Below are 20,150 nucleotides of genomic sequence, written 5' to 3' on the forward strand. Positions count from 1 at the left end.
GGTAAAATCTAAATTGTAACGGTCAAAGGATTAGTCACATAATATCAGTTTGTCTGGAGTGGGAATGAGAATGGTGAGTGACAATAACTCTAATCATCAAGAGAAACTTTCATTTATGGATAGTTTGATACAGTTATCATTCCATGTTCATGGAATTCTTAACCGAGTGGGAGGCGATTATGATGTCTCCATCATACAGATTCGATTGTTCGGAATTTTACGGGATCGAGAACTAAGCATGTTACAACTGGCACAGTATCTCGACCTCGACAAATCCAGTATTACCGGTCTCATTGATCGAGCGGAGAGGCGGGGGCTAGTAGAGCGTATTAGCTCCATTGATGACCGGCGTGTAATTAATGTAAGAGTGACACCTGAAGGTCAAAAAATTATTCATTTGGTTAGTAGTGAGATCGAACGTCAAATCAAAACAATAACTGAAATTCTGGATGGGAACGAACGCTCACAGTTTACTGCTATTGCGTCTAAAATATTGATACCGTATGGCAAACAGTAGCTGGACACGGAATACAGATGCCAAGCGATAAAAGTGTATCTACCCAAAGTGATGAAATCCTGCGAATGAAGAAGTATTCGTTAGATAAGCGATACCAACGACTTCAAAACAATACTTTGTTGTAATAAATCATTTTTTTGTTCGGTGAAAATAAAGCCCACGTTAGCCGCTGTTTCATTTAGGGGGTTAGTCAACATAAAAAACCTTCCGAAAGGAAGGTTTTTTATGTTTCCAATATTTGTGATTAAACCTGCTTGTCCAACTTATTTTATCCTAATCTTCTTAGGAGGCTTCACTATATTTTTTGAAATTGTCCATAATTGCCTGAAAGCCTGCTTTTTGCATTTCGATGGAGTTGGTCGTTTCTGCTTCAAAAGTTTCAATTACCTTCGTGTCGTTGTCTTGGCTAATAAAAGTGATCGCAACTTTTCTTCCATCACCAATCGTGTAAGAAATAAACTCGTTTATTCTCACTTCATCATAAACACCACCGAAATCAAATCCAAAGCTACCGTCCTTAGCTTCCATTCTTGTAGAAAAATTCCCGCCAACCCTTAAATCATTTTCGGCATTTGGTGCATGCCAGTCATCAGAAGCAAAACACCATTTTGTTATATGCTGCGGCTCCGTCCAATGTTTCCACACTTGTCCAACCGGTTTATGAACTGTCGTTTCTACCGTTATTGTTGTATTACCTGTTTCCATTATAATTCCCGCCTCACTTTATTAATTTTAGATTCTTTGATTGATTATACCATTAAAATCTAAAGAGATTTCTTATGGATTGCTGGTTACAATTACCCCCTAATCATTTAATCCCTTTCCAAGCAGAATTTGCTGTATATATTTTTCAATCCTTGACTCTCGAGTTTGGGCTTGTTTGGGTTTAGAAAAATAAAGAAGGTATGCTCTTTGCCTTCCCGGTGTCAATGCATTAAAAGCAATTTTCAAGGCAGGGATTTCATCCCATTTATTTTGAAATTCTTCAGGAATTATGAATTCTGTATTCTTTTTAAAATTCACTTCCAAACCGGCTTTTTCAACTTCAATGGCTTCATAAATATAGGTTTTCAAGATGGTTTCCATTTCAGTTATTTCTTGAACATTGGTGAATCGAATCTGGCGGGCCGCCTGTACATTCTCTGTTTGTTGGATTAGGATGCCATGAGCATCTTTTAACAAGGCACCTTTGTGAAACAGAAGTGCACAGTATTCTTTAAATCCATGGATTAAAACTATGTTTTTATTCTGAAACGTGTAACAAGGATGCATCCACTTAAATTCTTCGGTCAGCTCACAGTCAAGAACGATATTTCTTAACTTCCCATATTCTTCCTTCCACTTTGTGGCCTTACTTAAATATGTATCAACCTTAGGATTCAAGCTAGTATTCATCATCAAGGAACACCCCTTTTCATCATTATAATATAGTATTTTCCAAATAGCTCTTTAATAACTGCACAACAAAGCCGTAGGAGATCAGCATGGAAAAGGCGGAGACGCTGGTGCCATGGATCATCGAGACCAAATAATTAGTCATCTAAACAAAGAAGGAAGCGGTCAGAGATTATCATGCTCTGATCGCTTCCTTGTAGTTTAAGGTTATGAGCTGGAGATCACCTCATTGAAGCTTCCCAACGCTTATTCAGTACTCCGATTAACCTTGATTTTGTTTCTGTGTGCTAGTGGCTGCCGTTTTATCGCCCACAGTTACGGCAACGTCCTTCTTGACGCCGTTGCTGATAACTGTGATCGTCGCTTGATCTCCGGCTTTTAGTGCCTGTATTTTTGTAGTTAATTCGGTGGGACTTGTAATTTTTGCGCCATTGACTGCGACGATGACATCATAAGGGCGAATGCCAGCTTCAAAAGCCGGGGATTTGCGCTGTACATCAGCTACCAAAGCACCGTCTGTAGTATCGACTTTGAGATCAGTCAACATATCCGATGTCAGCTCCTGAACGCTCACACCGATGAACGGAGCCGGTTCTTTGGGGATGGTGACATTATCCTTAAGCTGCTGTAAAACCGAGCTAATCGTACTGGACGGAATGGCAAATCCTATTCCTTGAGCTTGCGAATTCACTGCGGTATTGATACCAATGACTTCACCGTCCATGTTTAACAGGGGACCGCCGGAGTTGCCGGGATTAATAGCGGCGTCGGTTTGAAGCAAATGCTTGTAATCACGGGTACCGTTCGTATCCGGGATGCTGATCGGACGCTCTTTGGCACTTAACAATCCAGCTGTTACTGTATAGTCAAAATCGTACGGATTACCGATGGCTACAACCCAATCACCAACACGCGCATTGTCCGAATTACCAATCGGCAGCGTTGAGAAAGGAGTGCTTCCTTCAATTTTCAAAACCGCCAGATCAAGATCGTAGCTGTTGCCGAGAAGTTTGGCTTTGTATGGTTGATCTTGTCCTTCAATGGTTACATTAATTTCATCGGCACCATCAATGACATGTTCATTCGTTATAATGTAGCCGGACGATTCAAAGATAAAACCGGTGCCCAACCCCGAAGGTTGAAGCTGTCCGTTTGGATCTTGTTCCTGACTGCCGCCGTTGTCTCCAAAAAACTGACGGAAAAATGGATCGCTATAGAGCGGGTTATTTTGCTTATTGGAGCTTTGAGCTTTCGTTTTGGTTTCAATCTTAACAACAGCCGCGCTTGCCTGTTGCGCAATATCAGCAATATTGGTGGGTCTCACAATATCCAGTGAAGCTTTTTGTGCAGTACCGCTATTTATTGTAGTAGGTGCTGCTGCAGAAATGCTGGAAGCAGGGGTACCTCCAGTAAACATATTCATTCGGTCAGAGGCAAACATCATGCCGCCGACGACGATCACGCCAGCCATAAAGGCGGCAAAGACGCTTTTTCCACTACTGCGGGAATTCTTGCTTCCCTGCGAACCCGATTCAGGAGGACGCTTATCTTTGGGATGTGAATCACCGAATAATCGAGGCTGGGTGACCTTGAAATTACCGGAATCCTCTTGGTATAAAAATGAATTTTGTTCGTTGCGGTGTTCATGATCCTTGGACGGCTGTATGATAGTATCGGTATCTTTGTGGTTGTTTTCCATTGTTAAAACCTCCATTTTATAAAGTTGAAATATGGGATTGGATAATAGTGAGTAAGGCGTCCTTCTGTTATCTATATTGGACCTCAAGTATTAACGCCAACTTAAATTACTTATAAAATGACATTAGATTTAACTGGAAAAATCATCCTATTGGGCATCATACAGTTAAAAGCAATGCAAAAGAGCCTTCATCCCACTTATGGATGCAAGGCTCTTGAAGATATACAGATATGAGATGCTTTTTGGGATCTGTGGGTCAAGTAACCCCAGAATAAGCCTGCAATGAAAAAAGGGAGCAGCGTGAGATCAGCGATTATTAATCTCTTTGCACGCCTTCGGGACCTAATCCTGTAGGGACAAAACGATCTTTATAGCTGTACACCATATGCGCCTGCAGGGTGTTGCCTTGAAGCAAATGCTCACGTACCATCGCTCTGCCACTTTCCGGTGTCATGTCCTTGTACCATACGCCTTCAGGATATACGGTAACCACACAGGCATCCTGGCAGCGTCCATTACAGCGTGTTCGTGTGGTATGGATAAACCGATCAGCACCTTGTGCTGTTATTTCCGCACGGATGGCCAAGGTGACTTCTTCCCCCTGATGCTTCATACAGCTCCCGCCGTTGCAAATTAGCACATGATGCTGCGTTTCGGATAAATTCCAGGTTGCCATGCTTGCACCGCTTTCTAGTAAATTCTACTGATTAAATTGAGGAAAGGTAGGCGTATCGGCTAGCAGCTTGCGTGTATACGCATGCTTGGGTTCGTTAATTAATCGTATTGCCGTAGTATCCTCGACAATCGTGCCTTTCTCAATGACGAGTACACGTTCACATAGCTCGGATACGACGGCTATATCATGGGAAATAAATAAGTAGCTGACCTGCTGCGAAAGATGCAGCTGTTGGAGCAATACGAGCATTTGCGCTTGAATCGACACGTCCAAGGCCGATAATGGCTCATCCAATATAAGCAGCTTCGGCTTTAATGCTAGCGCACGGGCTATGCATACCCGCTGGCATTGTCCGGTGCTCAGCTCGTCTGGATAGCGGTTCAAATACCGTTCGTCTAAACCAACCTCCAGCAAAAGCTCCACAATGCGCGCCTCGACAGCAGAGCCATAATTTCGTAACGGCTCAGCGATGCTGCGTCTTACTGTCCAACGCGGGTTCAAGCTGGTTCGTGGATCTTGAAACACAATCTGAATGTCTTGTCTCCAAGAGCTTCGAGCGCTCCATGATAACAACGATTGATCATTCCATAGTATATCGCCACCACTTGGTTTATCAAGACCCATTATGCATTTGGCGATAGTGCTTTTCCCTGATCCGGACATGCCGATCAAACCGACGATCTCTCCCTGTGCTATCGCAAAATCAATAGCATGCAGCACCTGCTTGCCACGGTAGGCCTTTTGCAAATTTTTTACTTGGAGCATGAAGGATCTCCTTTCGCCATAACCGGGCTGTGCTGCGGGATAAACAGACGAGGAATAGAGGCCAGCAGCAGCTTGGTGTAGGTTTCTTGGGGCTGCGTAAAAATCGATTTCACATCATTCATTTCAATCAGTCGGCCTTGATGCATCACGCCAATACGATCTGCGACCTGGGCAACGAGCCTAAGATCATGAGATACAAAGATCATCGCAGCGCCACTGCTTTGCTGCAGTTTTTTGAGCAGTGCCATAATCTTGGCCTGTGTACTTACATCGAGCGCTGTTGTAGGTTCATCGGCAATGATGATTTGTGGATCGTTGATCATAGCCATGGCTATGACGACCCGCTGCCGCATACCCCCACTAAGCTGATGTGGATACATTGCATAAACCTCAGGCGCAAGCTCGGTTTTGGACAGCATATCGATAACTTTATTTTTCATCTCGACTCGTCCTAATGGAGGGTTGTGTTGATGATAAATCAGACATTCCAGCAGTTGGTCACCGATCGTCAATGTTGGATTGAGGGTATCCATCGGGTCTTGAGTAATATAGGTGAGCCGCTTGCCGCGGATCATCCGCCAATCGTCCCATTGCCAGTCAGATGTACTTTCGCCCAGAATGGCGAGGCTGCCGTCCGATTGTTGGAGTGGGTGTCTCAGAAGTCCCATGATGGTCAGCGCCAGTGTGCTTTTGCCAGAACCGCTTTCTCCGACCAAGCCTAAACATTCTCCTGGATATAGCTCCAGGCTGATCGACTGTAAAATCGGCTGCGACTTTTGACGTTTACGAGTGCTGAGCACTTCCACACTGATGTTGCTGACGATAAGCAGCGGTTCTTTACCCGCAGTTGCTTGCTGATATCCAATGGCTGCGGCTGCAGCCGTTTCCATGTTCGCTGCCCTTTGGCTGCTTGAGATTTCGGTGAGCTTCCTGCTCATTCGGCTTCTTTTCTTGAATAGCAGCGGAACATGAAGTGTTCTCGGCTCCAATGCATCCTTAACCGTGTCACCCAAATAATTAGTCGCCAGCACCATAACGAAAATCATCGTGCCAGGAGCTAGAAATAACCAAGGCGCTTCCTCCAGGTAAGCTCTGCCTTCATTTAACATAGCACCCCATTCCGGCTGTGGCGGACGAATCCCGAGGCCAAGAAATGATAAGGAAGCGATACTTAGAATGACATATCCTATATCCAGCGTTATGAGCACCAGAATTGGTCCGATAATGGCTCCCAGTATATGAGTGAGCATGATTTTCCAAGCCGGTGTCCCTGAACAGCGTGCCGCCTGAATATAACCATCCTGCTTCACCATCAGCACATAGCTGCGGAAAATCCGTGCATAAGAAGGCCAGGATACGGCGGCTACCGCGACCATCAAGCCCGTTAATCCCGGACCCATCAGCGCTGCAATAGCTATCGCCAGTACCAAGGTTGGAAACGAAAGCAGTACATCCATGAAGCGGGTCAGTATTTGATCAACCCAGCCCCCCAAATAGCCTGCTGTTACACCGATTACTAAACTAAGTGAGATGATCAGGCCTACAGCCATGAAGGAAGCCGTTAAGGAAGCGGAGCCTCCATAGATCAACCGTGTGAACACATCTCTGCCGAAATTATCGGTACCCAAAAGATGTTCACCGGAGGGCGGCATAAACACTTGTGCATAATCGACCTTGACCGGATCATGGCTTGTAAATAAGGGTGCGCCCAATGAGAGAATGATCACCATAACGATGAATAGCAGCAAAATCAAGGCAATCGGGTCCTTTACTATTGTTGACCGCAGCTGTCTGAGCATTCGCTTATCCATGGGTTCCCTCCTCTATCCGCACACGGGGATCGATCCAGCGGTATATGATATCTATCAGCACATTGATCATGACATAGGTTACAGCCATAAGTAAGGCGAATGCCTGAATAACGGGATAATCCCTTCCGTTGATGGCATCGACCACATAACGTCCGATACCTGGCCATGAAAAAACAGTTTCAATAATAACAGCTCCTCCGAGCAGACCACCGATGATCATGCCGAAAGACGTAATAACGGGAATCAGCGCATTGCGCAGGGCATGCTTGTATACGATGACAGATCGAGGCAGTCCTTTGGCCTCTGCCAGCACCATATAGCGTTTGGAAAACACCTCCAATAAAGAGGTGCGCAGCAATCGGGAGGTCGTTGCGGCCAGCCCTGTTCCGAGCGTTAAAGCAGGGAGGACCAAATGCTGCCAAGAGCCTCTTCCGAGTGTGGGAAACCAACCGAGCAGATAGGAAAGGCAATAAACCAATACCAATCCGAGAAAAAAATTCGGAACGGATACGCCCATTAACGCGATAAAACGGGTGATATGGTCGGTAGGACGCCGATGAAATACGGCACCGGCTATCCCAGAAGGTAAAGCTATGACGAGCATGACTACCAATGCTGCGCCTGCTAGCTCCAAGGTTGCCGGAATCCGTACCCAAAGCTCTTCTGTAATGGGTGTACGGCTGCGAAAGGAGGTTCCCAGATTACCGGAAACGACCTCCTTCAGCCATGTCAAATATTGAATCGCAAAAGGCTGATCAAGTCCCAACTGCTTGCGCAGGATAGCGGCATCGACATCCAGATCGGTCACGGTTGCCCCGGGATCAAACATCGTTAGCAAAATCATCTGCGCAGGGTCACCTGGAATAAAGCGTAATAACGAAAATATGAGCAGTGTGACACCGAGAAGTACAGGAATGGTGACTGCTATACGAATGAGCAGATATTTGAAGATACTCATTTGCTGATGTACATTTCCGGTACAATCTTCGTTCTCAGGTTCTCATCTATGCCTTTCACCTTGTTGTTGTAGGCCGAGCCCCAGCTTGCCGAGTTATACATATATACGATTGCCGTTTCATCCAGTACGATCTTCTGAACTTGCTTCGCCAGCTCATTTTGCTTGTTGGCATCAAATTCAGCTGACAGCTGATCAATCAGCTTGTCCACCTCAGGATTGCTGTATCCACCATAATTGCTAACGATGCCACTCCGGTAGTACGATTTCAATTGGCCTCCGATATCTCCGGTTACACTGCCGCAGGAGCAGTAGGTAGCCATCTCGAAATTGCCATCAAGCATTAACTGATTCGAAGCCGTAGTTTCAACAGGTGCAATTTCAATATTAACGCCGACAGCCTTTAACTGGCTTTGTAAAGCTACAGCAGTTGGCTGAAAGAACGAGTAAGTCAGCAGCTTGAACTGCAGCTTTTGACCATCCTTGGTACGAACGCCGTCTGCTCCGGCTTTCCAGCCTGCTTCTTCAAGCAGCTGCGCTGCCTTGGCACGGTCGGATTCCGGCCCTTTGTCCAGTGCATACGGAAGTCCCTTCGGGAAGTGGCCTGTCACGGGCTCGGCAAACCCACGGCTCACCCCGTCAATGAGCTCTTTGCGATCCAAGGCCAGGCTTATAGCCAAGCGAACCTTGGGGTCTTGAAAAGCAGGAACCTTTTTAATGTTCAGCCATAGATTGCGCGTTGAGCCCGGAGGGTACAGCACATTGAATTTTTTATCCTTTTCATAGGCAATGCGTTGTTCAACCTCCACATTCATATCCGCGTCAGTATCTCCGCTTTTCATAGCGAGCAGGCGACCTTGACCATCGGAACCCAGCCTTGCCTCTATACGCTGAAGCTTGGGTTTTGTGCCCCAATAGGTGGGAACGGCTTCGGCAATCAGCAACTCGCCCGGAATGAATTGCGTGGGCTTCATGAATCCGGTTAAATCGGCTTCTTTATTAAATTTATCGCCAAGGCGATCCGCTTCAGCCGCATTGTGAATTGCAAATCCGGTAAGCTTGAATATAAAAGCCGGGTCGGGCTTAGGTGTTTTGAACTGAATGTGCAGCGCATCCTTGACGATGAATTCCACGCCGCCGATCTGTGAGGAAGCCCGCTTGTTCAGCTTCTGATGGCGTTCAAGCGCTGCTTTGACTGCTGCCGCATCCATCACGGCTCCGCTCCAAAACTTCACATTAGGCTGCAGCTCCATTTCCCAAAGGGTAGGCTCTACGTTTTTCCATGACTTGGCCAGCCATGGACGTAAGGTTGCATCATCATTGAGCATGACCAATGGCTCGGCAATCCCGTCTGACGTAATTCGCTGTGCATCCACATTAGTTGGATCCAACGAGCGGGGCATATTCAAGGTAACATATTTCAGCACCTGTTGATCGGCCATCGCGGAGCTTGTACCTGCTGCGGCACTGTTTGCACCTGTACCTGAGCTCGCTGAGTTTGTAGCCGTACTGCAAGCGGATAATGCGATGAGTAAAGTCAAAATGAATGTGAGCCAACTACTTTTCTTTAAATAAACCAACATCTTGTTTGTCTCCTCCTGTGTTCCTTCTCATAATTGTATTTCCTGTGTCACCTTGTTAAAGCCGGAACATCGTATACAACGCAAAAAAGACATCGTTACCCTATAACAAGAAAAAGGTAAAGATGCCCATAGTTTTATTGTATGAAACTTTTGGCCGTCCTTAACACCTCCCTATCCTTCGTAGGTAAAAGCAGTGTTGTCAGAACTGGCAGGTCTCCTGGCTTCGGGATCATGATCATCAACGGCCTTCCCAATCTTAACATGGCTAAGATCAGTGGCATAATCGTTGAGGACTTCTCCGTTACAGTGGCGGGACCGCGTCGGCATTGCACCGAACTTCCCTTTTAAGCTTCAGCTTGCTGAAGCACCTGTTCCCACAAATATTCAATTATCAACCTTGATCATAAACAATATTAATATCTTATGCAATACCAATATAAAGTAAGTGAAATAAAAATTGCAGCTGTCATCGTCCAACGGTATGGGAATTATCAGTTTAATCCCAATCTTTCCTTTGACATGATTCATGTAAAAAATTACTATTTGATTATACTTAAACACTATCTGTATAGGGTTATCAATCGTGAATTGAAAAGAGGTGGTCATTTTGGCAGCATCTTGTATTGGTGAACTCCGTGAAATCCATCGATTTCCAGTAAAGTCATTCGCGGGTGAACGTTTAGAGAGTGGCATAATTGAGAGATACGGATTGTATGGCGACCGCTGTTATGCTTTTATAGATGAAACCAAGGAAGGATGGGATAGCTTTATTACCGCAAGAAGCATCCCTGAAATGCTCGGTTATAAAGCGGAGCTCATGGGTGAAGGATCGGAAAATGAGTTTCCTAATATTCATGTAACCTCGCCGTTTGGGCGGAATTTTACATGGAATGAAGCTTTGCTGGATGAAATACAAAGGTTTTCCAAGAAAAAGATAACGATGCAAAGCTATGATCCCCAGAAGTCCGACCTCTTGGCTGTTGATGCGAGCAGTATTCTGATTGTCACAACAACCTCATTACGTAAGCTTGAAGAGATCTGGGGCAAAAGATTGGATTTGCGTCGGTTTAGAGCAAACTTCATTGTGGCCTTAGATGACGAATCAATCGATGAAAGCGACTGGATTGGAAAGCGGTTAGTCGTGGGCGATACACATTTACAAGTAGATAAGTATTGTCGCCGTTGTTCCATGATTACGATTGATCCTGATACGCAGAAGCATGATACTTCTCTATTGAGGAAAGTAAATGAGGAGATGAATTTGAACTTTGGCGTGTATGCTTCTGTAGCACAGGTGGGCCAGATTCATGTAGGTGACAAGGTATATCTAGAGCATTGAAAATAGCAAGGAGTCACTCGTATGATAATAAGAAAGTTTCAAGATTCCGATATCAATCAGATCGTTTCATTATTTTACGAAACCGTACATACCATAAATGCACAGGATTATTCAGCAGATCAGCTGCAGGCTTGGGCACCAAAGGACGAAAAATTCGCTAAAATCTCGGCTTGGAAAGTTTCGTTGAGTCGTAACATTACATACATAGCGGAAATGAATGGTGAAATCGTCGGGTTTGCCGATATGACCTCAGAGGGTCACTTGGATAGATTTTATGTACATAAAGATTATCAGGGGCAGGGGATAGCCTTTGCCTTGGTGAATAGACTCGAAGCAGAAGCAAAAGAATTAGGGCTAGCTGAAATGGATACGGAGGCAAGTATCACGGCAAAACCCTTTTTTGAACGGCAAGGATATCAATCCATTCAATTGCAGGTTGTTGAACGCAAGGGTGTTAAGTTGGTTAATTTTAAAATGACTAAACAATTATCGAACTAAACGAATAAGTTGATTGCGTATCATTTAAGCATCTATAATGTAAGGATGATATACAGTCTTTCGTTAAGGGGAGATGGATACAATGAGTACAATTAGCTTTAATGTCAACATCGCACCATTGGCGGCTTTGAATTTAGTTAAAGACAACCAGAACGCTGATCTCGTACATGAAGAGTATCACAATGTGGGTCAGGATAAGCTTATCGGCACCCAGATTTATGAGAAATATTATTTTAGATCTAAAAATCGTGCGGCGCTTATTGTTATTATCGATAATTTAAAGGGTACTACCAACGTAAGGGCTATTGCTACAGGAAGCTCCGAAGGATTGATTTTCAATTTCGATTGGGGTGCTGCAGTCGATTTTGCTTCTTCAGTAGAAAATATTTTAGATCCTTATATTATCGAATAAGGCCAACTATGATTGCTCGATATCGTTTATTTTAAATACGGCTGCCGTTTATAAAGGAGTACATCAATGGAAATTCGCATGTTAGGTTCTAATGAATCACTGCCTATGGAGCTGCTCTTATTAGCAGACCCCTCCGAACAAATTGTTAGAGACTATCTGGAAAGAGGGCAATGTTACGTGGCAGAGCTGAGTGAAGCTGTTATCGCTGTTTATGTATTACTGCCAACAAGACCTAATACCGTTGAACTGGTGAATATAGCCGTCCATGAGGACCATCAAAGCAGAGGAATAGGCAAACAATTAGTTCACCACGCTATTCATAACGCTAAATTACAGGGATATAAAACAATCGAGGTAGGCACAGGCAACTCTGGGATCGGGCAGCTGGCACTTTACCAAAAATGTGGGTTTAGAATGATTGGCATAGATAGGGATTTTTTTGTCAGACACTATGCGGAAGAAATTGTTGAAAACGGTATCCGCTGTAGAGACATGGTGAGATTATCACAGGAATTATAAGAAAAAGCTGCCGCGAGGCAGCTTATTTATTTTAAGGGATCGAGAAAGTGATTAGTAACCGAATTGCGGCATCATCTGCTCCAATTCCAGCTGTAATTGATTAGAAATCGGCCCCATCGGTAAACGCAGGGTGTCAGATGAGATGACTCCTTGTCGGGTAAGTATCCACTTGATAGGTGAGGGATTCGATTCCTGAAAAAGACCTCGAATTAAGGGAACCAGCAGATCGAATGCCTGTTTGGCTTGAATAAAGTTACCGTTGCTAGCGAGTTCAAAGACATGGATTAAAGCTTCTGGAATAACATTTGCTGATGCCAGCATGCCACCACTCGCCCCCTGACTTAACATGGCGTGAAAATAATGGTCTTCCCCACAAAGAATTGGCTTCGTATCATAACGTGTCAGCTCCGAGATGAGCTCAATGCCGCCTGAGCTATCTTTTAAACCGATTACCTGGTCCAAATCCATTATTTTTCTTATCGTATCTGTGGTTAACCGAACTCCAGTACGGGAAGGAATCTCATAGGCTATAATCGGTACTCCAACCTGTGCGACCCTCCGGAAATGTTCAAGAATACCCTCTTGCGAAGGACGACTATAGTAGGGCGTCACAACGAGAACAGCATCTGCGCCTAATAATCCTGCCATTTCTGTTCGTTTCACTGTAGAAACGGTACTATTCGTTCCTGTACCGATGACAATGGGGATTCGTTTCTGCTGCATACATGCCTGTGTCGTCTGTACGAGCTCGCTCACCTCTTCCCACATAACCGTCGGTGCTTCGCCGGTGGTACCGTTAATAACCAACCCTTGAATATCGTGTGTCAGCAGCTTCCCGATGTAATTCTGATACGAATCCAGATCTAACTGTTCATTCCCAGTGAAGGGAGCTACAACGGGCACATAAATGCCTTTTACATCCGTTTCTTTCAACATAACGATTCCTCCCATTCTTCTTTCGTGATTTAACTTTACCATGGAATATTACATCATAGTTATCTATAATAAGTGATAGATAGTATCAATAATATTGATGTATGGGGGATATGATGGAGCTAATCTATTTGCAAACCTTTAGGGAAGTAGCGGTACGTCAAAGCTTTACCCGGGCAGCGGAAGAGCTTGGGTATGCACAATCCAGTGTGACCATGCAGATTCAGAGATTGGAAAAGGCTTATGAGGTCAAGCTATTTGAACGGTATGGCAGAGGGCTTCGTCTGACTTCGGCTGGAGAGGAGCTGCTGAAGGTCGCTATTCAAATGCTTGATCTATACCAAGAGTCTAAGGAAAAGCTGGCCAAGCAAGGAGGGGGGACTCTTTCGATCGGAACGATTGATTCATTGGCTTCATATTTTCTCCCACCTTGGATTCAGCACATTCGACAGCAATACCCTGATCTAGCCATCCGACTTCAGCCTGATCGTGAAGCACACATTGTTAGCAAAGTAAGAGAAGGTGAAATTGATATCGGGCTTATCCTGGAAAATAAACCGTCAGATCCAACGCTCGGGTGGACCAAGATTAAAGAAGAACCTCTGGTGCTGATCGCCAATCCGAATCATCCGCTAGCTGCACTTAGTAACATACAGTTGGAGCAGCTAAATGGTGTTGAGTGGATTATGGCAGAGGATAGCTGCAATTACCGGATTATGCTGGAAAAGGTACTGCGGACACATGGAATTTCGTATCGAATAGGATTGGAATTAGGCAACCCCGAAGCTATTAAAAGATGTGTTAGGGTCGGTTCAGGTATTTCCTTATTGCCGAGAATGGCAGCTGAAGAAGAAATACAGAGAGGGGAATTAGCAGTCCTTCCATTCGCACATCCCGACATACGATTGGACCTGCACATGGTTATTCACCCGAAAAAATGGATGTCACACGCACTGTCGGATTTTATCGAAATGCTCAAGTTGAGTTCATAAACGGGAAGATTGTAGTGTCTAACCATGAAAGAATCGGTCCATCCTTATTTAGTTTAGGGATGGATTATTATTTACTTGTGGTCAAATGTATAATACAATCTTTGCGGAGTATAAACGGATAGCATTTAACTATTTTCGATTGTGTTAGGAGTTGTTGACGATTAAGCATTTAGCTGGCCTTATTGTAGTAGTCATCATTTTAGTTGTGGCTTGGAATCATTTTTCTAAATCTGAAGTTCAAGAAGAGCCGATCAAGCCTGTGCAAGTCCAGAAAAAAACGCACACGAAGGAAGAAAAAAATGCAGCCATGCTAGCGATTATTAACGGGGAAACCGATAAAGTGCGAGCTGCACTGGAGGATGGGATGTCTCCTGACTCAATTGCACGTGTGCCTGGCGTTAAGATTGAACTGTCCTTTCTGGAGATCGCTGTCCGCAAAAACCGTCCGGATATTGTAAGGCTTTTGCTTGATAAAGGCGCTAGTGTTGACGTCCGGGTAAAAATTGACCCGAAGGATCCCGACAACACCTCGAACTTTCCTGTGATATATGAAGTTATTTACGGAGGAAACGTTGAAGTGGCCAGTATTATCCTTGAGCATCTAAGCCCATCGGATCAAAGCTATAAGGGTATCTTCGCTGGATTGTCCTGGGCGGTTGCCAAGAATGCAAACACGAAGCTGGTTCAATTGTTGATTGACAAAGGGGCCGATGTGAATTATTCATGGAACGCACAAACGCCTCTTATTCATGCGATAGATGAAAACAACATGGAAACCCTGCAGGTGCTTGTCAATGCCGGCGCGGATCTTGATAGGCTGGCCCCGTATGGGGATTATTGGGTTAATGAGAAAAAAAGATATATCCCCAAACAATTTACCGCCCTGGATGCGGCTAAGATCTGGGAGCGTCGTAATATGTACGACTATTTGAAAAGTGTGGGTGGAAAGGGTGTGCTGTATCCGTAAAACAAGGTGAGGTTGCCCTTGGCCAGATACACCCAACTAGAAATGTCACGTGGACCCGACAACCACAATGTGCGTCACAACATACGCTCAGTATCAACGGGCATTTCCTATCGTAACCATGTTCAAAACACAATGCGGCCGCGATTACTGCGGCTTTTTCCAGTTCATGAGCAGGCAAACCGGAAGTCGAGATTCAGAACAGTCACAACAAACAGCGACAAGGCAATTAATAGCTGGAGTCTGTATATAGGAGAGGAAACCATCATGATACTTGAAACGCCCAGACTATACTTAAGACATTATATAAATGAGGATATTCATGCGCTGTACCCCATGTTTTCAGACCCGGAAACAATGCGGTTTTATCCATCTCATTTTAGTTATCAGCAAACACAACAATGGATTCAAAGAAATATAGAGCGATACGATAGGGACGGATATGGACTTTGGGCCGTCTGTTTGAAGGATACCGACGAATGTATTGGTGATTGCGGTCTTATTAAACAGCATGTTAACGGCACAACAGAAGTTGAGGTTGGGTACCACATTAGTAAAGAGCATTGGTCAAAAGGTTATGCAACGGAAGCGGCATTAGCTTGCAAGGAGTATGGGTTGTATCAAGTCGGTTTGTTCAGGTTGATCAGTATTATAGACCCGGGCAATATCGCATCTATTCGTGTGGCAGAGAAGATCGGTTTCCATAAAGAAAAAGAGGCTGTTATATTCAATAAGAATCATTATATCTATGCATTCGTCCAAGCGACTGAAAGTATAACCCCAAACATTGAATGCAGCCCCATCTGATTTTTGAACATATAGAGCGGAATCGATTCTATTTATATACACAAATAATCATAATTGGATTAAAAATCCAATGTCTAAGTGAATTTGCGGTGTGCATCATAAGATAAGGCGGGTTAATTTATTGCTTCCTTTGAAGCCAAGTTATTACAGTTCTCAAGCGTGATGCTCGTAAAAGCGACCTCGCGGCCATTTACCAGCAGGGCAATCCGGTGCTCCCCCGGATAATGACGACGGGTTGTAAGGTCCGACCAACGGTGAGTTCGAGTGCCGTTCAGCGAGGTGCCGCCAGGCACTGTTTTATCGGACAGCAGGAACGATTTGCGTGAGCTGCGGCCACTAGCTTTTACAAAATCGATTCCGTATTCAATACGGACATGAGCGGGTTCGCCTTCCCGGATCCGCAGCTCATACCGCAGCTCGCAGGCTCCACCAATTGACAGCACAGACGGTTCTGCTGTGAATGCCTCGTGGCTTGTAAGTGCCTCGCACTCGGTTGCTTCCGCATATCCAAAAAGTGTCATCACCTCGGGATCTGCTTTACGAATCAAGGTTCTGCAGCCGTGTCGCACAATCCAGTCCGTATTCGGATCGACGCCCCTCCAGCGTCGGGCGGTATCGAGTACAACGGAGGGATGATCCTTGGCGATGTCGTTCAGGTTATTGGCAACGCTTTTGCGCACATAAAGCGAAGGGTCTGCCTTTAGCAGCTCCAACACCCGCAGCACGGGAGCCGGGTCGCGTTTGAATATCGGGAGTGCTTGTCCCCACGGCAGACGTGGCCGACAGCCTTCGCTAGCAAGCCGCCTTACATGCTCATTCGGAGACTCGGACCAGACCTCCATCTGGGCCATCATTTTCTGGGGCTCACGGAGCAGGAACGGTCTTACAGCAAACTCCGCTGATGATTTTGGTGTAAAGCGTTCCAGTGCTTTCATGGAAAGCGCCCAGTGCTCCTCCGCCTGACCATACACCTCCACGAAATCGGGAAAGAACAAATACGGAAAACCGACACAGGTCTCGTCGATTGCAAACAGAATCTCCAGCGCCTCTTCGTAACGTTCCGGCAGATATGCCCCAAGCGTCTGGGTAATCCGCCGCATACGGGCCTTCAACTCCAGCCCATCCCATCTATCGTCAATCGCCACACCAATGAAACCTTCTGTATGGAAGGCCTCGTATACGGCACGTATTTTCTCACCAAAGCTGCGCAAAAACTGTTCATTGTACATGGCTTTTAAAGGCTCTCCCATTATGTATCTCCTCCTTCTGTTAACCATTATAACGGATCGCTCCCGGCGTTTCACTGTGCTTCTGGTGAAATCATCATATCTCATTGCAAATGAGTGGAATGGATAACGTACGAAAAAAAACCTTTGGAGCAGTACCCCAAAGGTGGATAGAAATTGAAATGCTTCACGACTTTTAAACTTAAAGTCCCATAAAACTAAAATAAACGACGCACAATGGCCTCGTAGGTAAATTTTAACTAGAGTTGATTTTTTTCAAAGTTCAACTAGAAATAGAACTGTAATCGCTGTCTATAATATTAGAATAACACACGGAAAAGAAACAGTCTAGTCTTTTTTTCCATTTTACTTTATATTTTACATGTTGCTTCGATTAGATCGTAAGTTTGCAAGCAGATCTCAGAATGAAAAGAGCTGGAGGTGCTCATGTTTTCCTTAACGTTAGCCCGCAAAGGTTATCTGAATCAACTGCAGTACCGGAAAGCGCACTTGCTTCGCATGCTCGCCAGTGTCGCGATCGGATACGTATACATGTCGATCTGGGCTGGTATCAGTCATGACCAATCACTTGGCGAATACGGGCTGCAGGGTATGCTCAGCTATATTGCATTCAATCAAGCCTGTATCTGGATTTTATTCCCGACAGCAGGTTTGGGAATTGACGGTATGGTTCGAACGGGACAAATTGCTCACGAGCTGATGAAGCCAATGCCGTTCTTCTGGTATTTACTCAGCCGGGAGTGGGGACAGCTGATCTATCAGTTTCTCTACAGTACCGTCCCGATCTATCTCATCTATGTTGTTTTTCTGCAGATTCAAATTCCTCAGCATCCGCTAACCTGGCTGTGGACCCTCATAGCCCTCATGTTATCCGCTTATATCGCCCTATGTATTTCCTACTTGGTTGGAATCACAGCCTTATGGACCACCGAGTCACGTTGGCTATGGCATGTGCATCATGCACTGAATATGCTGCTCTCCGGTTTTTTCATTCCTGTAGCCTGGCTGCCCGGATGGCTTAAGGCCCTCAGCCTGCTCTCCCCTTACCCTTGTCTGCAATATTATCCGGCGCGAATTTATCTTGAATTGGATCCGGTTACGGTTCTCGGCAATTCCCTGATCTGGTGCTGCTTGCTAACAACTGCAGCGATACTTATGACTCGTATGATGCGTCGCAAGGTGGAGGTGCAGGGCGGATGAGCTGGATACAATTATATGCCCGGATGGCGGGAGCAAGCCTTCGCGGACAAATGCAGTATAAATTCAATTTTATTTTTTCCTCGATGATGGCGTTATTCATGTTCTCTCTGGAATTTCTTACTGTGGCCACCGTCATTTATCGGTTCAATGGTATTCAAGGCTGGGGCGTGTACGAGATTGGGTATCTGTTTACCATCATGATGTTCACCAGAGCCTTTTACCGGATATTGGCCTCGGAAGTTAACGGCTTTGAAAAATATCTGGTGCAGGGCCTGCTTGATGGACTATTGATTCGTCCGGCGCCCGTGCTGCTGGTGCTGATGACGCGGAATTTTCGCCCGATGCTCGGTGAGTTGATTCTTGGCACGATTCTGGTTAGTATTTGTCTCCATCATCTGATGGCGAGCGGTCAGGTGACCTGGTGGGCGATCCCGTTAACCGGCGTGGTTGTGGCGAGCGGGACGATGATTACGTTTTCGATCGGCTTGGCGACAGCGGCGGTAGGCTTCTGGACGCATCGGATCGATGATTTACAGCGGATCACAGACAATGCAGGCACGATTGCCGGGCAGTATCCCTTAACTATTTATCCGCAATGGATGCGCGTCGTTTTATTGACGATTGTACCGATGGGCTTTACTGCTTATGTACCATCGCTGTACGTAATTCGTGGCGAGCAGGGACCTTGGGTAGTGGTGGTTACCTTATTGGTAGCGATTGTGCTGCTGCTTGCGGCGCTGCGGTTGTGGCGGTACGGCATTTCACATTATCAAAGCACGGGTACCTGACAGACGGATTCAGCGGATTTTTAAAAAGGAGGAGACCTATGATTATTGCCAAAAGCTTGCACAAAACGTTCCGAATCCCTGTCGTCAAGCAAGGTCGGTTGCAGGGGCTAAGAACTTTACTTACGCGGGATTACCGCTTGGTTGAGGCGGTGAAGGATATCAGCTTCGAGATTCCCAAGGGCGAATTTGTCGGTTATATCGGGCCAAACGGGGCAGGGAAATCGACCACGATCAAAATGCTCTGTGGCATTCTGCATCCCACCTCAGGTGAAGTAACGATTAACGGATGCAGTCCGCAAAAGAACCGGATGGAGCTGGTCAGGCAGCTCGGGGTGGTGTTTGGTCAGCGTACTCAGCTGTGGTGGGATCTTCCGGTCAAGGATTCGTTCGAGATCCTCGCATCGCTGTATAAGATCGGTAAACCAGCGTACAAACGCCAGTTGGGTAAGCTGAGTGAGGTCTTGAATCTGCACGATTTTCTCGACACACCGGTACGGAAGCTGTCACTCGGCCAGCGAATGCGGGCTGATCTGGCGGCGTCTCTGCTCCACGACCCCGATTTATTGTTTTTGGATGAACCGACGATCGGATTGGATGTGCTCGCCAAAAAGCAAATTCGTGAGCACCTGCGGCTGTTAAATCGGGAATTGAACAAAACGATTTTGCTAACGACACACGATATGGACGATATTGAGCAGCTGTGCAGCCGAGTCATCGTTATTAATCATGGTCAGGCGATCTACGATGGAACGCTGGAGCAGCTGAGGGGTAGAATCGGGCTACCAACACGGATGAAAATAACGTTTCGTGAAGCGATTGAACAGCCATTAGCCCACACATCTTCTTTTGAGATTCAGAGGATTGATTCGCGTATGATGTCTGTTGCCTGCAATCGGCAGGAAACAACAGCGATGGAGGTGCTTCAGGCGATGAGTGCTTGGGGTGTTATCGAGGACGTGCATATGGAGGAGCCGGACTTTGAAAAGGTTATCCACCGTGTGTACGGATAGAAGAGACAATTAACGTGTCAAATAGTTAGTAACCTAAATC

The 20,150-nt window shown here is 45.6% G+C and carries 21 protein-coding genes and 1 riboswitch; of the genes, 11 read left to right on the plus strand and 10 right to left on the minus strand.

Translation table 11 applies throughout. The annotated features are described in order from the left end of the window. The first annotated feature begins 115 nt into the window (after window positions 1–115). Complete coding sequence (locus NST47_RS03995) at window positions 116–517, plus strand: MarR family winged helix-turn-helix transcriptional regulator (RefSeq protein WP_341153969.1); 402 nt, start codon at window positions 116–118, stop codon at window positions 515–517. Between the two features lie 282 nt (window positions 518–799). On the opposite strand, the gene NST47_RS04000 is transcribed toward NST47_RS03995, so the two are convergent. From NST47_RS04000 to NST47_RS04035, 8 genes are all read right to left on the minus strand, one after another. Then, a complete protein-coding gene (locus NST47_RS04000; RefSeq protein ID WP_341153970.1) occupies window positions 800–1,222 on the minus strand; it encodes an SRPBCC family protein in 423 nt (140 codons plus the stop codon). Between the two features lie 99 nt (window positions 1,223–1,321). Next, a complete protein-coding gene (locus NST47_RS04005; protein ID WP_341153971.1) occupies window positions 1,322–1,915 on the minus strand; it encodes a YdeI/OmpD-associated family protein in 594 nt (197 codons plus the stop codon). A gap of 259 nt (window positions 1,916–2,174) precedes the next feature. Next, entirely contained in the window at window positions 2,175–3,611 is a 1,437-nt protein-coding gene (locus NST47_RS04010; protein ID WP_341153972.1) for a S1C family serine protease, read from the minus strand. A gap of 316 nt (window positions 3,612–3,927) precedes the next feature. Next, on the minus strand, window positions 3,928–4,287 hold the full coding sequence (locus tag NST47_RS04015) for a (2Fe-2S) ferredoxin domain-containing protein (protein ID WP_341153973.1): 360 nt from the start codon (window positions 4,285–4,287) through the stop codon (window positions 3,928–3,930). Window positions 4,288–4,311: 24 nt separating this feature from the next. After that, entirely contained in the window at window positions 4,312–5,052 is a 741-nt protein-coding gene (locus NST47_RS04020) for an ABC transporter ATP-binding protein (RefSeq protein WP_341153974.1), read from the minus strand. Further along, window positions 5,040–6,863, minus strand: coding sequence for a nickel transporter permease (gene nikC / locus NST47_RS04025; protein WP_341153975.1), 1,824 nt, complete (start codon window positions 6,861–6,863; stop codon window positions 5,040–5,042). Before nikC ends, NST47_RS04020 begins: the two co-directional genes overlap by 13 nt. Beyond that, entirely contained in the window at window positions 6,856–7,821 is a 966-nt protein-coding gene (gene nikB, locus NST47_RS04030; RefSeq protein WP_083689284.1) for a nickel ABC transporter permease, read from the minus strand. Before nikB ends, nikC begins: the two co-directional genes overlap by 8 nt. Then, window positions 7,818–9,401, minus strand: coding sequence for an ABC transporter substrate-binding protein (locus NST47_RS04035; RefSeq protein WP_341153976.1), 1,584 nt, complete (start codon window positions 9,399–9,401; stop codon window positions 7,818–7,820). The genes nikB and NST47_RS04035 overlap by 4 nt, the downstream gene beginning before the upstream one ends. Before the next feature lie 190 nt (window positions 9,402–9,591). Next, window positions 9,592–9,788, minus strand: a riboswitch (cobalamin riboswitch). 220 nt (window positions 9,789–10,008) lie between these two features. Here NST47_RS04035 and NST47_RS04040 point away from each other — a divergent pair. The 4 genes from NST47_RS04040 to NST47_RS04055 all read left to right on the plus strand — a co-directional run bounded on the left by NST47_RS04040 (window position 10,009) and on the right by NST47_RS04055 (window position 12,169). Beyond that, window positions 10,009–10,740 (plus strand): MOSC domain-containing protein, encoded by a 732-nt coding sequence (locus NST47_RS04040; protein ID WP_341153977.1) that lies wholly within the window; start codon window positions 10,009–10,011, stop codon window positions 10,738–10,740. Window positions 10,741–10,761: 21 nt separating this feature from the next. Beyond that, a complete protein-coding gene (locus NST47_RS04045; protein WP_341153978.1) occupies window positions 10,762–11,238 on the plus strand; it encodes a GNAT family N-acetyltransferase in 477 nt (158 codons plus the stop codon). Between the two features lie 82 nt (window positions 11,239–11,320). Next, entirely contained in the window at window positions 11,321–11,650 is a 330-nt protein-coding gene (locus NST47_RS04050; RefSeq protein ID WP_341153979.1) for a DUF6054 family protein, read from the plus strand. 66 nt (window positions 11,651–11,716) lie between these two features. Then, complete coding sequence (locus NST47_RS04055; protein WP_341153980.1) at window positions 11,717–12,169, plus strand: GNAT family N-acetyltransferase; 453 nt, start codon at window positions 11,717–11,719, stop codon at window positions 12,167–12,169. Window positions 12,170–12,220: 51 nt separating this feature from the next. Here the strand turns inward: NST47_RS04055 and dapA are convergent, their stop codons facing one another. Next, complete coding sequence (dapA, locus tag NST47_RS04060) at window positions 12,221–13,105, minus strand: 4-hydroxy-tetrahydrodipicolinate synthase (RefSeq protein WP_341153981.1); 885 nt, start codon at window positions 13,103–13,105, stop codon at window positions 12,221–12,223. 113 nt (window positions 13,106–13,218) lie between these two features. Between dapA and NST47_RS04065 the strand changes: the two genes are divergently transcribed. The 3 genes from NST47_RS04065 to NST47_RS04075 all read left to right on the plus strand — a co-directional run bounded on the left by NST47_RS04065 (window position 13,219) and on the right by NST47_RS04075 (window position 15,865). Next, window positions 13,219–14,094: a LysR family transcriptional regulator gene (locus NST47_RS04065; protein ID WP_341153982.1), complete on the plus strand. Its 876-nt coding sequence runs from the start codon at window positions 13,219–13,221 to the stop codon at window positions 14,092–14,094. Window positions 14,095–14,245: 151 nt separating this feature from the next. Beyond that, entirely contained in the window at window positions 14,246–15,061 is an 816-nt protein-coding gene (locus NST47_RS04070) for an ankyrin repeat domain-containing protein (protein WP_341153983.1), read from the plus strand. A gap of 261 nt (window positions 15,062–15,322) precedes the next feature. Then, on the plus strand, window positions 15,323–15,865 hold the full coding sequence (locus NST47_RS04075) for a GNAT family N-acetyltransferase (RefSeq protein WP_341159601.1): 543 nt from the start codon (window positions 15,323–15,325) through the stop codon (window positions 15,863–15,865). A 113-nt stretch (window positions 15,866–15,978) separates the two neighbouring features. Here the strand turns inward: NST47_RS04075 and NST47_RS04080 are convergent, their stop codons facing one another. Next, window positions 15,979–17,115 (minus strand): DNA alkylation repair protein, encoded by a 1,137-nt coding sequence (locus tag NST47_RS04080; protein WP_341153984.1) that lies wholly within the window; start codon window positions 17,113–17,115, stop codon window positions 15,979–15,981. Window positions 17,116–17,538: 423 nt separating this feature from the next. Between NST47_RS04080 and NST47_RS04085 the strand changes: the two genes are divergently transcribed. Genes NST47_RS04085 through NST47_RS04095 form a run of 3 tightly spaced genes read left to right on the plus strand, consistent with a single transcriptional unit; the run spans window position 17,539 to window position 20,110 of the window. Continuing rightward, entirely contained in the window at window positions 17,539–18,312 is a 774-nt protein-coding gene (locus NST47_RS04085; RefSeq protein ID WP_341153985.1) for an ABC transporter permease, read from the plus strand. Further along, complete coding sequence (locus tag NST47_RS04090; protein WP_341153986.1) at window positions 18,309–19,100, plus strand: ABC transporter permease; 792 nt, start codon at window positions 18,309–18,311, stop codon at window positions 19,098–19,100. The genes NST47_RS04085 and NST47_RS04090 overlap by 4 nt, the downstream gene beginning before the upstream one ends. Window positions 19,101–19,138: 38 nt before the next feature. Continuing rightward, complete coding sequence (locus NST47_RS04095; RefSeq protein ID WP_341153987.1) at window positions 19,139–20,110, plus strand: ABC transporter ATP-binding protein; 972 nt, start codon at window positions 19,139–19,141, stop codon at window positions 20,108–20,110. The last annotated feature ends 40 nt before the right edge of the window (window positions 20,111–20,150 follow it).

The sequence above is a fragment of the Paenibacillus sp. FSL H8-0034 genome, from assembly GCF_038000305.1.
In the GTDB taxonomy this organism is placed as follows: Bacteria; Bacillota; Bacilli; order Paenibacillales; family NBRC-103111; genus Paenibacillus_S.

Excerpts from the sequence above, each read along its gene's own strand:
- NST47_RS03995 (WP_341153969.1), top strand. The coding sequence starts at position 116 with ATGGATAGTTTGATACAGTTATCATTCCATGTTCATGGAATTCTTAAC.
- NST47_RS04000 (WP_341153970.1), bottom strand. The coding sequence starts at position 1,222 with ATGGAAACAGGTAATACAACAATAACGGTAGAAACGACAGTTCATAAA.
- NST47_RS04005 (WP_341153971.1), bottom strand. The coding sequence starts at position 1,915 with ATGATGAATACTAGCTTGAATCCTAAGGTTGATACATATTTAAGTAAG.
- NST47_RS04010 (WP_341153972.1), bottom strand. The coding sequence starts at position 3,611 with ATGGAAAACAACCACAAAGATACCGATACTATCATACAGCCGTCCAAG.
- NST47_RS04015 (WP_341153973.1), bottom strand. The coding sequence starts at position 4,287 with ATGGCAACCTGGAATTTATCCGAAACGCAGCATCATGTGCTAATTTGC.
- NST47_RS04020 (WP_341153974.1), bottom strand. The coding sequence starts at position 5,052 with ATGCTCCAAGTAAAAAATTTGCAAAAGGCCTACCGTGGCAAGCAGGTG.
- nikC (WP_341153975.1), bottom strand. The coding sequence starts at position 6,863 with ATGGATAAGCGAATGCTCAGACAGCTGCGGTCAACAATAGTAAAGGAC.
- nikB (WP_083689284.1), bottom strand. The coding sequence starts at position 7,821 with ATGAGTATCTTCAAATATCTGCTCATTCGTATAGCAGTCACCATTCCT.
- NST47_RS04035 (WP_341153976.1), bottom strand. The coding sequence starts at position 9,401 with ATGTTGGTTTATTTAAAGAAAAGTAGTTGGCTCACATTCATTTTGACT.
- NST47_RS04045 (WP_341153978.1), top strand. The coding sequence starts at position 10,762 with ATGATAATAAGAAAGTTTCAAGATTCCGATATCAATCAGATCGTTTCA.
- NST47_RS04050 (WP_341153979.1), top strand. The coding sequence starts at position 11,321 with ATGAGTACAATTAGCTTTAATGTCAACATCGCACCATTGGCGGCTTTG.
- NST47_RS04055 (WP_341153980.1), top strand. The coding sequence starts at position 11,717 with ATGGAAATTCGCATGTTAGGTTCTAATGAATCACTGCCTATGGAGCTG.
- dapA (WP_341153981.1), bottom strand. The coding sequence starts at position 13,105 with ATGTTGAAAGAAACGGATGTAAAAGGCATTTATGTGCCCGTTGTAGCT.
- NST47_RS04065 (WP_341153982.1), top strand. The coding sequence starts at position 13,219 with ATGGAGCTAATCTATTTGCAAACCTTTAGGGAAGTAGCGGTACGTCAA.
- NST47_RS04080 (WP_341153984.1), bottom strand. The coding sequence starts at position 17,115 with ATGGGAGAGCCTTTAAAAGCCATGTACAATGAACAGTTTTTGCGCAGC.
- NST47_RS04085 (WP_341153985.1), top strand. The coding sequence starts at position 17,539 with ATGTTTTCCTTAACGTTAGCCCGCAAAGGTTATCTGAATCAACTGCAG.
- NST47_RS04090 (WP_341153986.1), top strand. The coding sequence starts at position 18,309 with ATGAGCTGGATACAATTATATGCCCGGATGGCGGGAGCAAGCCTTCGC.
- NST47_RS04095 (WP_341153987.1), top strand. The coding sequence starts at position 19,139 with ATGATTATTGCCAAAAGCTTGCACAAAACGTTCCGAATCCCTGTCGTC.